Here is a 12380-nt window from a genome sequence, read left to right as displayed (position 1 = left end):
GGATCTCCCGGCCCGGGTCCAGTCAGCGCCGGTTGGTGGTGCGGGCGCCACGCCGCAGAAGCAGCGCGCAGGCAATGCCCAGCGCCAGCGTCCACGCGAGCACCGTCACGATGCCACGCATCGGGAGGTCACCACCGCTGAGCACGCTGTACGGGAGTGCACCGAGCCAGTGCGTGGGGGTGAGGTACGAGACCTGCTTCAGCCAGTCCGGGAAGAATTCCGTCGGGAACCACAGGCCACCGGCCACGGCGAGCAGCATCATGGCGATGGTGGACACCGCGGCAACGGCGCTCGGCCTCACGCTGAGCCCCAGCACAAGGCCCAGTAGCACCATCGGCGGGAGCATCACCCAGAGCAGGAGGATCGCTGCGAGCAGTCGGAGGGCGTCTTCCCGGGCACCCATGATGAGGCCGACGGCGATAACGGCCAGGATCACCGGGAGTGCAACAGCCATGGCGGCGACGAGCTTGCCGATCACGAAGGTGCCCGGGGTCATACCGGCCACCATCAGCTGGCGCAGCCAGCCGTTCGCGCGCTCCAGCTGGATCATGGTGCCGGCGTTGATCGCCGCGGTGAGCCCGCCGTAGGCGGCCATGTTCATCATCGTGACGCTGACCATCGCAGGGCGGGCCTCATCGGGTACGGAGGAGCCGAAGATTCCGGTCACCATCACCAGCATGATCACAGGCAGAGCGATGGTGAAGAAGAGGAAGGAAATGTTCAGGAAGGTCGAGCAGGTCGTCGCCCAAGCGTAGCGTGCCGTGCGTGTAGCGGCAGAGGCAACTGCGGTGGGGCGTTCCGTGCGCGTGCTGTCCGGGGCGAATGCGGCGGTGGTCATGACTGCTCCTGCAGGTCGTCGTGGTGGGAGGTGAGCTGCACGAAGGCATCCTCGAGGCTCGGGCTGGCCACGGTGAGATCGGCCAGCAGCCCGTCGGCAGCAGCGCCGCCCGGGGCGTACAGGGCGCGCAGCACCTGGTCGGAGTCAGAGCAGGCCAGGCGGATCCGGTCCTCGCCCACCGCGGCTGCCGAGCTGACGCCGGGGAGGTCAGCGAGGCGGGCGGCGAGCTGGGTGGGATCCGGTCGCTCACCGTGGACAGCGGTGAGCGCAGCGCAGATGGTGCGTCCACCGATGCGGTCCTTGATCTGGGCTCCGGTGCCGTCGGCCACGAGGCGGCCGCGGTCGATGACGACGACACGGTCGGCCTGTTCGTCGGCCTCCTCGAGGTAGTGGGTGGCGAAAACGATCGTGCGACCGGCGGAGGCAACATGCCGCATCCGCTCCCAGAAGCGCCGACGGGTCTCGACGTCCATGGCGACGGTGGGCTCATCCAGCAGGATCACGTCCGGGTCGGGCAGCAGGGCCAGCGCGAAGCGGACGCGCTGCGCCTCACCACCGGAGAGCTTCGAGGTGCTCTTGCGCAACAGGGAATCGATGTCTGCGATCTCGACGACGTCGCTGAGCGGCAGCGGGTGCGCGCACACCCCCGCGACCAGGCGCAGCATGGTGGCGACCGTGACCTCGTCCAGCAGGGCGCCGGACTGGAGCATCGCGCCGACCAGACCGTCGTGGCAGGCCTCGTGGGGTGCGCGCCCGAGAACCGTGACACTGCCGGCATCTGGCTGCTGCAGGCCCAGGATCATCTCGGTGGTGGTGGATTTGCCAGCGCCATTGGGGCCGAGGAGGGCCAGGACCTGGCCACGGGGAATGCTCAGGGTGAGGTCGTCGACGGCCCTCTGAGAGCCGAAGCGTTTGGTGACTCCGCGCAGCTCGACGGCGCAGGCCGACTCGGAGGCGTGAGGGGCTGCCCCAGCCGGGGAGCCGGTGGGGCGGATGGGCCGGGTCGTGTCGTGCATGTCTCCATGCTGGTCAGCACAGTCCTGCCGGCCCATCCTCTCTGGTCATGAGTCGACCGTGACAGCTGTCATGCGGCCCGGAGAAAAACGGTACTGGAGCGTGGTGCGGTGGCGCGAGGACGGGGTGGCAGCACGCTCCAGTACCGATTCTCCCCACCACTCGCGGCGCTGCGGCGCGAGCGGGCGGAGCGGCGCTGCCGCGCGCAAGGGCAGGCTGGCGCCACAGCGCGAGCGGGCGGGGCCGCACCGCGGCGCGCGAGGGGACGGGGCCGCACCGCGGCGCGCGCGAGGTCGAGAGGTGGCGGCGTGCTCCGCGTGAGCGAGCCTCGGCCGCACCCCAGCGCGCAGGCACAGCGGCGCCCCGCTCCCGATCCAGATATCGGGGCGGGGCGCCGGTTTGCGAGCCGGGACTCGGCTCGCGGGGTCAGCAGGCGACGACGTTCACGGCAAGACCGCCGAGTGCCGTCTCCTTGTACTTGGTGGACATGTCGTCGCCCGTGTCCTTCATCGTCTTGATGACGACGTCCAGGGACACTGCGGCTTTGGAATCCTCGAACAGGGCCATGCGCGCGGCGTTGACGGCAGTGCCCGCAGCGATCGCATTGCGCTCGATGCAGGGCACCTGGACCAGGCCACCGACGGGATCGCATGTGAGTCCCAGATGGTGCTCCATCGCGATCTCGGCCGCGTTGGAGACCTGCTGGGCAGTGCCGCCCAGGACCTGCGCGATGCCTGCCGCGGCCATGGCTGCGGCAGAGCCGACCTCGCCCTGGCAGCCGACCTCGGCGCCGGAGATCGACGCCTGCTCCTTGATGCAGGAGCCGATCGCCGAAGCGGCCAGCAGGAAGTCGATCACGATGCCTGGGCGCGCTTCACGCCCGCCTTCGCGAGCCCGCGGAGTGTAGTGGTTGGCGTAGAAGATCGCCGCGGGGATGATGCCGGCCGCGCCGTTGGTGGGCGCGGTGACGATCCGCCCGCCGGTGGCGTTCTCCTCGTTGACAGCCAAAGCTACGAGGTTCACCCACTCGATCCAGTACTGGTAGTCGAAGTCCGGGTCGGCCGCTGACAGGCGCTTGTGCCAGGCCGGGGCGCGTCGGCGAGTGTTCAGACCGCCGGGCAGTGTCCCGGTGCGGGTCAGCGAGTTGTTCTTGCACTCCTCCATGACGTCCCACAGCTCGAGCACGCCGGCGATGACCTCATCGCGGGGTCGGAGCGCGGACTCGTTGGCCAGGGCGATCTCGGCGATCGACAGGCCTTCGCGGTGGCAGTGTTCCAGCAGCTCTTCACCCGTGTGGAACGGGTACGGGATCTGGGGGGCGTCGTCCGGAACGGTCGGCAGTTCCGCTCCGGCGGGCGTGTCCGCGTTCTCGCCGGTGGGATCCTCGTCGTGAACGACGAAACCGCCGCCGATCGAATAGGACGTGCGTTCGTACAGAACAGCCCCGTCGGCGTCCAGAGCCCGGAACGTCATGGCGTTGGAGTGGCGCGGCAGGAAGGTAAGCGGACGCAGGGTCAGGTCGTCGATGCCGAAGCGGATCTCCGGGCCGTCTCCGCCGAGCCGCAGCGGCGAGCCGTCGGCGATCTCCGCGAGACGGGACTCGACGGTGTCCGGGCGGATCGAGCGCGGACGGTGGCCATCCAGCCCCAGCAGCACGGCGCCGAAGGTGCCGTGGCCTTGGCCGGTGGCGGCGAGCGACCCGAACAGGTCGACGCCAAGGCCGGTGGTCTTCTCCAGCAGGCCCTTGTCGCGAAGAGCCTCAGCGAAGTCAGCTCCCGCTTCCATCGGTCCCACGGTGTGGGACGACGAGGGGCCGACTCCGATACTGAACAGGTCGAAAATGCTGACAGTCATGGGATCTCCTTCCGAGGCGGTGGGGAGCGCGGACGCTCCCCACCGATCAGGGGTCTCAGCTGAGGGCGTCCAGGATCATGTTGCCAACGCCGTACAGGATGCCGGAGATGGCCACGAGCCCGGCAATGATCACGAAGATGTTCGATGCCTGCTTGCGGTACGGAGCGAGTGCCGGGACCTTGTAGATCGCGATCATCGGCATGATGTACAGGATCGCGGCGATGACCGGGCCACCGAGGGTCTCGATCAGCCCCAGGATGGAGGGGTTGATGATCGCGGCGATCCAGGTGGTGATGAAGATGAAGACAGCCACCACGAGGGAGACGGTCTTCTTGCCGGCCTGCGGCGCCACGGCGCGAACGATGCCGGCGGCGCCTTCGGCTGCGCCGAGGTAGTGGCCGAAGAAGGACGTGCCGATCGCGAGAATCGCGATGAACGGACCCATGTAGGAGATGAACGCTTCGTCACGGACGTTCGCCAGGTAGGACAGCACCGGCAGGTTCGACTCGCGAGCGGCCTGGAGGCCTTCGGGACCGAGCGCGAGCGAGCACGACCACACGAACAGCATCGTGAAGACGACCAGGATGGTGGCGGTGCGCTTGAGGGCCCACGACGCGTTGTCGGCGGCCTTCTCACCGTGCGCACGTTGCATCGCCAGGGAGAACTGGGAGATGGCGGGAGAGTGGTTGAAGGCGAACACGAGCACCGGGATCACCAGGAAGATCGTCATCAGCAGCGAGCCGATGTTCGGCATCTGATGGAAGCCGGAGAAGTCCCAGGAGGGGATCAGGTAGAGCGAGAGCACGAACAGGATGATGATCAGCGGATAGACCATCAGGTTCGACACGGTGAGCATGAGCTTCTCACCGAAGATCATGACCGTCATGAGCAGGCCGATCAGCACGAAGGAGAGGAGCGCGCGCGGGATCTGCGGGCCGCCCAGCTGGTTGACGATCAGGGAGTCGACCGTGTTGGTGATGCCGACTCCGTAGATCAGAACGATCGGGTAGATCGCAGCGAAGTAGAGGAGCGTCACGGCCTTGCCCACGCCACTGCCGAAGTAGTCGGCGGCCACGACGGTGATGTCCTCACCCTTGCGGGGGGACTTGCACACGAAGCGGGCAAGTGCACGGTGCGAGAGGTAGGTCATGGGGCCGATCAACAGCGTCACGATGATCAGCGGCCAGGGGCCTCCGACGCCGGCGTTGATCGGCAGGAACAGGATGCCGGCCCCGACGGCGGTGCCGAAGAGGCTGATCGCCCAGGAGAAGTCGAACTTCTTGGCGGCTTTCGGGTCGGTGATCTCACCGGTCGGCATGCGGTCATTGTCCGCGGCCGCTTTCTGCGCGGCGCGCGCCACTGCTTCGTTGTGTGCATCTGTGCTTGATGACATCGTCGTCGTCCTTGCGGTCGTACTGGCGGGAAAACCCGGTCCCGTGCGGACGCCCGGACGGCGTGCCCGGGCACGTGTCGTAACCTACGCAAGAAAGCCGACGTGCGCCGGGCCCTTCGTCCACGAAGCTGACACTTTCTCAATCGGTGTCCGGCACCCCGGATGGAGATGACGCCGTGTCAGCCGGTACCGGTGACGTCAGCGGCATACGGCGTTCACTGCTGGCGCACCGTGCGCCACCGTTCAACGGCGATGTCGGCATCCAGGGTCGGCGCAAACATCCTGGTCAGCGGGTTCTCGACACGATCACGAAGAACGCGTGAGGTGTAGTCCTCGGCATAGTCACGCACGGCCTGCTCGCTGTCGAGCGCGGCGAGAGTGGTGTCGAGATCGTCCGCTTCACGGCGCAACAGGACGACTGCCGGCAGCAGCGCATTGCGATCAATGTCACCATCCTCGATCCGCTGTCGGATCCACCAATCCGGGTCGTCCTGTGCAGGGAGACTCAGCGGTTTGCCGGCGAGCGCGAGGTCGTCGAAGTCGCCGCGCGCGATCGCAGCATCGATCGCCTCGTCGGCGGCGCTGCGCATCACCGGCGGCGGGATCCAGTCCTCATCGCGAGCCATGCCTCCATGGTGCACCCACCGTGCACGATGGGGCGTCGCACTGCCTGACGGCGCGGTCGCCGTCGAGCGTGCGTGAGCGGAGGGCCGGGAACCCGTACCCCGAAAGGATCAGGGTGCCGCGGCGACGATCGGCCCCTGATACACGTTCTCCCGGAAGGCGATCTCGTACCCGAGCTGTTCGTTCACACTGATCATCCAGGGGTTCTCCGCCGCGTTGCAGGTGACCAGCACCCGTAGGTCGGGAGCCAGCTCGCTGATCCGACGGTGAGTGAGCACCTTCATGGCGAGGCCCAGCCGGTGGCCGCGATGCTCGGGCATCACCAGGGTGTTCTCCTGCCAGGCGAGAGTGGCGCCGTCCCCGGTGCTCCACCTGATCTCGCTGTTGCCGACGATCTGACCATCGGGGGCGATCGCGACGGCGACCAGCGTGCGCATGCCCCGTTCACGCTGGGTGGCAACGAGGGACCGGACCCGTTCCGGGGAGTACTCGCCGGCTTCGAGCTCGGCGTCACCGTCGGGGTCGTCGAGATCAAGCTGCCGCAGCAGCATGCCGTAGGCCGCGACGTGTTCTTCGGGGATCTCGTCGTCCCACAGCTCGAAGCGATACGGGCCGAGCTTCTCCTGTGCGTGCACTTCGAGGCGATCCAGCCGGTCGCCGGGAACAGGCAGAGCAAGCAGACGCTCGATCGCCACATTCTTGATGCTCGCCCCCAGCCGCTGTGCCACGCGGTTCCATGCGAACGAGGGGTCGGAGGCCTCGCCGTCGGCGGGAACGTTGCCGAACATCGTCACGGTGCGGCGTCCGGATGCTTCGAGCGCAGGCCGCACGGCCTCCTCGATGAGCTGTGTGGCGACGCCCTGACCACGGTAGGCGGGGTGGACGTCCAGCCCGACGAACGCCTGCTCGAGATTCTCTTTCTGCGGGAGCGTGACGGCTGCTATGCCGATGATCGCCTCGCCTCCTTCGATCGGCTCGGTGACGGCGATCCAGCGCTGGCGGTGGAAGTACGCGGTGTCGGTGAGGGCGGCGCGGCGCTGGGCGACTGTGTACTGTTCACAGGCGCCGTACAGCTCGAGGTCGCTGGCGACGTTGAAGCTCAGCAGCTGCTCGATGACGGCATCGGAGGCGTTGGCGTCCAGGGGGCGGATGGTGATGTTCACGCGGAGCAGTGGACCACATGCGCTCTGCTGTGCGCGACGTTTTTTCTCATGGCGTGGGGCGGCATGCGTGCTCCGTCGACGATCGTCGCGCGGCGTGACGAGTTCGGTACTGGAGCGTGGTGCGACCGCCGTCTACAGCGTTGACGCCACGCTCCAGTACCGATTCTCTCCGGGATAGGCCCCAGCAGGAGGTCGACCCCGAGTAGACCGGGGAGCGAAAGAAGGTCCCTCACCGCCCCGCTCGGTGATGGCGATCATCCACGGTTTGGTGGCGGAGTTCCAGGTGATCTCGCTATTACTGGCGATAGCGCCCTCGAGCACGCGTTCTCCATAGAGATAAGGCACCGTCGAGCGCAGCGTCGGAGGCGAATCCGGCGGATGGATGGTGAGGCTCATGCCTGCCTATGGAGCGCGAGGATGCGGCGTGCGCGAGCCGTTTTGCCGTCACGGGACCTCGCGTCTTGGCACCGTCCAGCCCAACGGTGTTCACTCATCCCCGTGAGTACCTCTTCCCGCAGCGCCCTGTCCCAGCGCACCTTGGGCATCATCCTCGCCGTCGGCTCCCTGGTGGGCGTCATTGCCTCCGCCGAGCTGATGTTCGCCACGCTCGCTCGCGCGGCTGGCACGAAGGCGGAGGATCTGTCCTGCAGCGCTTCCCCGTTCATCTCCTGCGGCCAGACGATGGTCACCTGGCAAGGGCATCTGCTGGGCGTGCCCAATCCGTTCACCGGGCTCGTCGCCTTCGCGGCCATGCTGGCCGTGGGCGTGTTCTATGCCTCCGGCACCCGCATCCCGGAGTGGATCCGCTGGGGTCAGCTGATCGGTATGGGCGTCGGCTTCGCGATGGTGACGCTGTTCCAGTACACGATCTTCTTCGTGCTGGACGCGCTGTGCCCGTGGTGCATGGTGATCTGGTCGATGACAGGCCCGATGCTCTTCGCCTCGCTCGCGAACCGTTTCGGCTGGCGGCCCCGCACGGCGGTGCTGCTGACCGTGCTGTGGTACGCCGCGATCATCGGCATGATCGCCTGGAAGTTCGGGATGCGCTTCCTCATCTGGTGGGGCTGGGTGTGACCTGCGCCGCAAGGGCTGCTTGATCTTGCCGACGGGGTCGAGCCGTTGACCGCCCTGCGGGATGCCTGAGCCGTGGTCGGCCGGACGATCCCCGCCACGGGGCCCGCGGGCCCCGTCCCGCCCGCCGCGACCGCGGCCCGGCCCCTGAACATCAGCTCTGGACATCGCCGCACGCTTATGGTTACTGTGCAACCCCTTACTCGGTAACCATCACACGGAGGCCGTCGGATGTCGATCCACCACGCGCTCCTGGCCCTGCTCAGCGCAGGGCCCTCCACCACCTATCAGCTGCGCAAGGACTTTGACGAGGTCACCGGCCACGTCCGCCCACTGAACATCGGCCAGGCCTCCACCACCCTTACGCGTCTGGAGCGCGACGGTCTCGTGGTGCGCAGTCCCGAGGAGGGGGGCGAGTCCACCGCCGGCCTGTGGAGCCTCACCGATCAGGGCCGCACCGATCTGACCGATTGGTGGGCCGCCGCCGTTGACCGCACACAGCCGGACCGCCAAGAGCTGGTGATGAAGCTCGCCCTCGCAGTCACCGTGCCCAGCGTGGACGTCGCCGCGGTCGTGCAGGAGCAGCGCACCGCGACCCTCTCTGCGCTGCAGGACGTGACCCGTGCCCGGCGGCACCTCGGCGAGGAGGATCTCTCCGCGCTGCTCGTCCTGGAGCATCACCTGTTCTCCCTGGAGGCCGAGCTACGCTGGCTGGACGACATCGAGGGCACGCTCGATCGCGTCGCCGCACGCCACCGCGCGGCGCCACGGCTCAACGCCGCACCTCTGAAGCCGTCCGCCGTGACCCGATCGACCGCCTCGACTCCGCTGCGGAGCCGACGATGAGCCCCGTCGCCGAGACCGCACCGCGCCCCGCGGGTCCCTCCGTCCCAGTCGGCCCGCCACTGCTCGAGCTGCGCGCCGCGGTGCGCGTCCACGGTGACGGCGCCCGGCAGGTCCGCGCGCTGGACGGTGTCGACCTCGAGGTCGCCGTCGGGGAGTTCGTCGCGATCATGGGCGCCTCCGGGTCCGGCAAGTCGACGCTGCTGCATCTGGCAGGCGGCCTCGCCGAGCCGACCTCCGGGCAGGTGCTGATCGGCGGCACACCCCTGGAGGCCCTGCGTCCGGCGGCGCGCGCCGCTCTGCGCCGCGACACGATCGGCTACGTCTTCCAGGATCTGAACCTGCTTCCCGCGCTCACGGCCGCGGAGAATGTTGCCTTCCCACGGGAGCTGGCCGGCATCCCAGCCCGACGCGCCCGACAGGAGGCCCTCGCGGCGCTCGAGCGGGTCGACATCGCCGAGCTCGCTGATCGTCGACCCAACGAGCTCTCCGGCGGCCAGGCCCAGCGCGTCGCGATCGCTCGCGCTCTTGTCGGGGAGCGCCGCCTGCTGCTGGCCGACGAACCCACCGGTGCCCTCGACTCCGCGACCGCCCGCGACGTGGTCACCACGCTGCGCCGCGCGGCCGACGACGGGCTGGCCGTCGTGATGGTCACCCACGAGGCGCGGCTGGCCGCCTGGGCCGACCGCATCGTGCAGCTGCAGGACGGCCGCGTCGTCGGCACCACGGGAGGGGAGATGCTGCCGTGGGGCGCCTGAGGCCGCTGTGCCGGCTCGCCCTGCGCGATGCCCTGACCCACCGCGGACGCACCATGCTCATGCTCGCGGTCATCGCCGTGCCGATCGCGGCTGTGCTGCTGCAGATCAGCACGCTCTCCCCCGCCGTCTCCTCACGCGAAGAAGCGCTCGCGACCGTGCCGGAGGGCGCCCAGGCCGTCGTCACCGCGACCACCGTGGGCGGCCCGATCATCCAGTTGCCCGAACAGCTGCCACCGATCCCCCGCGATCCTGAGGCGGTGCCAGCCACGCCCGAGGCCATCGCACAGCACCTCAATGCGGGCCTCACGCTGCACGAATGGTGGAACTCCCCGGAGCTGATCGCCACCACGGAACTGACCATCCCGGCCGGCCAGCAGGTCCCCGCCGAGGCCGCGACGCTCGTGGGCGACATCGATGCCCGCGAGCTGAGTCGGCTCCAGCTGCACGAGGCTGATGCCCAGACCCTGGCGATGCTGATGCCATCGCTGCTCGAGGGCACCGCGCCAGCAACGGAGGCGGACGTCGTCCTCACCCGCGAGGCCGCCCGCGTCCTGGGGGTCCACGTAGAGGACACGGTCCAGCTCCTCGCCCCGCCTGACACCGGCTGGATGTCGACCGACGGGCGCGTCAGCAACGTCGTCCAGAACTCCGCGCGCGGCTACCGCGTCAGCGGGATCGTCGACGGGACGAGCGCCCAGGCATGGGCGCTGCCGACGTGGATCGCGCCGATGATCCGGGATGACCAGGCGGGCATCGACCGCCACTTCGTGGCCACCGGTGCCGACCCGGTGCGCTGGGACCAGATCAAGGAGCTCAACCGGTCCGGCGTCGGCGCGATCTCGCGTGATGTGCTCACGCACTATCCGGACGGCTCCGCGCTGTACCCGGTGCCGGTGGACATCAAGCGCATGCTGGCACAGATCGCCCTGGTGATCGCCTGTGCCCTGGGCATGCTCGCCCTGCTGGCAGCACTGGTCACCCCGGCCCTGGCTGTGGGCGCCGAGCGCCAGCGCCGCACCCTGGGCCTCGCCATCGCTGTCGGTGCCCGACCCCGGGAAGCCGCCGCCATCCAGCTGCTGCAGGGGGCGCTCCTCGGCGTGGTCGGCGCCGTGGCCGGCTGCATGCTCGGTGTGGGCACTGTCGCCGCGCTGCGCGCTACCGAACTGGCCATCGTGGATAGCCTCGGCCCGATTTCCTGGTGGGCTCCGCCCCTTCTGGTCGTCCTGTCCATGCTGCTCGGCCTCCTGACTGCGGCAGCGCCGGCGCGTCGCGCAGCCCGGCTCGATGTCGTGCAGGCCCTGGCGGACCGACCGAGCGCAGCACCACGCGCGGAGAAGGGGCGACTGCGGCTGGCCCGGGTCGGGGTCGCACTCGCGATCCTTGGCGCGGCGATCTGTGTGCTCTCGATGCTGCTGCCGGGTCTGTTCACGGCGGTCGCGCTGCCGGGCCTGGCCGCTCTGACCGTGGGGACCGCCCTGGCCGCTCCGGGCCTGCTCGGGCTGCCAGCACGCCTGTTCGCGCGGCTGCCCTTCGGGACGATGCCGCGGGCGGCGGCCCGGGACGTGCAGCGACACTCGTTGCGCACGCTCCCGGCCGTGCTGGCCGTTATCGCCTGCACCTCAGCGCTCGTCCTGCTGAGCACGACCGCAGCGAGCATCCACCGCAGCATCGCAGCGCAGTCCACGGCGATGGCGACCCCGGGCCATCTCCTGATCGGCATGGAGACACCGGTCAGCGACGCGGTCGACGAGGCGATCATCGGCTCGGTGATCCGTGAGCTGCAGGCGCGCGGTGAGGTGACCGAGCATCAGCCGGTGCGCGGGGTGGATCTCTCCACCCGGTGGATCGACGCGGCCCCGGCGCCCGGCAAGGAATGCCCTGAGCAGATGGGGCCGTCCTTCACCGCCGCGACGGACCCGTCGGCCCCCATGGAGTGCGTCGCGTGGGACGAGACCTACCAGCCCGGTTTCACCTTCCCGACCTGGCTGTCGTCCCAGGTCGTGGTGATGACTCCCGAGGCCATCCGCGCCACGGACCTGCCGGGCGCCGAGCACGCCGCGGAGGTGCTCGCCGCCGGCGGCGTCATCGTCAATGACGCCACCCGGGTGGACGACCACGGCACCGTACGGCTTGTCGACCACGATCCCGACACCGGCGCCCCCACCACGCCGGCGGGCACGGTGTCCGGCACGTTCCTGCGTGGATTCGAACCGCAGCTGGCCATGTCCGGGACGACGGCTCAGCGGCTGGGCCTCACCACGCGGTACATCGGCGAGATCGTGACACCCGTGCACCCGCTGCGCGCGGCGGAGGTGACGGACACGGTGCAGGAGATCACGGCGATCACCCCGGTCGTCTGGCCAATCGCGACGCCCGTCCCGGATGCACTGGGCTTCACGGAGGACTGGCGCGCCCCGAGCCTGACCCAGCTCGGCTTCGTGGGGCTCTCCCTGCTGGCGGTGCTGGCCACAGTTCTCTCGGTGCTCCTCGGGCGTCGGGAGTCGGAGGCGGATCTGGCCACCATGAGCGCGATCGGTGCGAGCCGTGCGCAGGTGCGTCGCTACGGGCTCTGGCAGGCGCTGACGGTGCTGATGATCGGGGTGCCCCTCGGGCTGCTGGTGGGCGTGCCGGCCTCAGTTGCAGGCCTCGCCCTGCTGCGCGCGACCGGACTGTTTGGGCCGGCGGACTCCGTAGGGGTGCTGCCGGCGGCGGTCGCCGTGAGCGTGGGCCTGATGCTGGCGCTATCGGCCCTGGCGGCGCTCCTGCTGGGGCGGGTGCCCGAGGATCTTGCGGTGCGCCGCAGAGAGTGAGCATCACGGTCC

Annotated in this window: 10 protein-coding genes; 4 read left to right on the top strand and 6 right to left on the bottom strand. The window is 69.2% G+C overall.

Annotated elements, in window-relative coordinates; genetic code table 11:
- Positions 1–22: 22 nt before the first annotated feature.
- From C8271_RS02750 to C8271_RS02725, 6 genes are all read right to left on the bottom strand, one after another.
- On the bottom strand, positions 23–838 hold the full coding sequence (locus tag C8271_RS02750; protein WP_106506015.1) for an ABC transporter permease: 816 nt from the start codon (positions 836–838) through the stop codon (positions 23–25).
- Positions 835–1854 (bottom strand): ABC transporter ATP-binding protein, encoded by a 1020-nt coding sequence (locus tag C8271_RS02745; RefSeq protein ID WP_106506014.1) that lies wholly within the window; start codon positions 1852–1854, stop codon positions 835–837. Before C8271_RS02745 ends, C8271_RS02750 begins: the two co-directional genes overlap by 4 nt.
- A 424-nt stretch (positions 1855–2278) precedes the next feature.
- Entirely contained in the window at positions 2279–3706 is a 1428-nt protein-coding gene (locus C8271_RS02740; RefSeq protein WP_106506013.1) for an L-serine ammonia-lyase, read from the bottom strand.
- A gap of 55 nt (positions 3707–3761) precedes the next feature.
- Positions 3762–5099 carry an SLC5/6 family protein gene (locus C8271_RS02735; RefSeq protein ID WP_106506012.1) on the bottom strand — a complete coding sequence of 446 codons (1338 nt, stop codon included), beginning with the start codon at positions 5097–5099 and terminating at the stop codon, positions 3762–3764.
- Between the two features lie 215 nt (positions 5100–5314).
- Positions 5315–5725 (bottom strand): DnaJ family domain-containing protein, encoded by a 411-nt coding sequence (locus C8271_RS02730; protein WP_245920800.1) that lies wholly within the window; start codon positions 5723–5725, stop codon positions 5315–5317.
- Positions 5726–5833: 108 nt separating this feature from the next.
- The gene (locus C8271_RS02725; protein ID WP_106506011.1) at positions 5834–6886 is read right to left on the bottom strand and encodes a GNAT family N-acetyltransferase; all 1053 of its coding nucleotides are present in this window, start codon (positions 6884–6886) and stop codon (positions 5834–5836) included.
- Positions 6887–7384: 498 nt separating this feature from the next.
- On the opposite strand from C8271_RS02725, the gene C8271_RS02720 reads away from it, so the two are divergent.
- The 4 genes from C8271_RS02720 (at position 7385) to C8271_RS02705 (ending at position 12368) form a co-directional block, all read left to right on the top strand.
- Positions 7385–7960: a vitamin K epoxide reductase family protein gene (locus tag C8271_RS02720; RefSeq protein ID WP_170957779.1), complete on the top strand. Its 576-nt coding sequence runs from the start codon at positions 7385–7387 to the stop codon at positions 7958–7960.
- A 228-nt stretch (positions 7961–8188) separates the two neighbouring features.
- Complete coding sequence (locus C8271_RS02715; protein ID WP_106506009.1) at positions 8189–8803, top strand: PadR family transcriptional regulator; 615 nt, start codon at positions 8189–8191, stop codon at positions 8801–8803.
- Positions 8800–9558, top strand: coding sequence for an ABC transporter ATP-binding protein (locus C8271_RS02710; protein ID WP_106506008.1), 759 nt, complete (start codon positions 8800–8802; stop codon positions 9556–9558). The genes C8271_RS02715 and C8271_RS02710 overlap by 4 nt, the downstream gene beginning before the upstream one ends.
- On the top strand, positions 9546–12368 hold the full coding sequence (locus C8271_RS02705) for an ABC transporter permease (protein WP_106506007.1): 2823 nt from the start codon (positions 9546–9548) through the stop codon (positions 12366–12368). The genes C8271_RS02710 and C8271_RS02705 overlap by 13 nt, the downstream gene beginning before the upstream one ends.
- The last annotated feature ends 12 nt before the right edge of the window (positions 12369–12380 follow it).

It is taken from the genome of Brachybacterium timonense (genome assembly GCF_900258505.1).
Classification (GTDB): domain Bacteria; phylum Actinomycetota; class Actinomycetes; order Actinomycetales; family Dermabacteraceae; genus Brachybacterium; species Brachybacterium timonense.
The sequence above is the reverse complement of the archived record's forward strand: the minus strand, read 5'-3'. Positions and strand labels throughout refer to the sequence as shown.

What these genes read in the sequence shown, in the direction of transcription:
- C8271_RS02750 (WP_106506015.1), bottom strand. Translation starts at nt 838, where the DNA reads ATGACCACCGCCGCATTCGCCCCGGACAGCACGCGCACGGAACGCCCC.
- C8271_RS02745 (WP_106506014.1), bottom strand. Translation starts at nt 1,854, where the DNA reads ATGCACGACACGACCCGGCCCATCCGCCCCACCGGCTCCCCGGCTGGG.
- C8271_RS02740 (WP_106506013.1), bottom strand. Translation starts at nt 3,706, where the DNA reads ATGACTGTCAGCATTTTCGACCTGTTCAGTATCGGAGTCGGCCCCTCG.
- C8271_RS02735 (WP_106506012.1), bottom strand. Translation starts at nt 5,099, where the DNA reads ATGTCATCAAGCACAGATGCACACAACGAAGCAGTGGCGCGCGCCGCG.
- C8271_RS02730 (WP_245920800.1), bottom strand. Translation starts at nt 5,725, where the DNA reads ATGGCTCGCGATGAGGACTGGATCCCGCCGCCGGTGATGCGCAGCGCC.
- C8271_RS02715 (WP_106506009.1), top strand. Translation starts at nt 8,189, where the DNA reads ATGTCGATCCACCACGCGCTCCTGGCCCTGCTCAGCGCAGGGCCCTCC.
- C8271_RS02710 (WP_106506008.1), top strand. Translation starts at nt 8,800, where the DNA reads ATGAGCCCCGTCGCCGAGACCGCACCGCGCCCCGCGGGTCCCTCCGTC.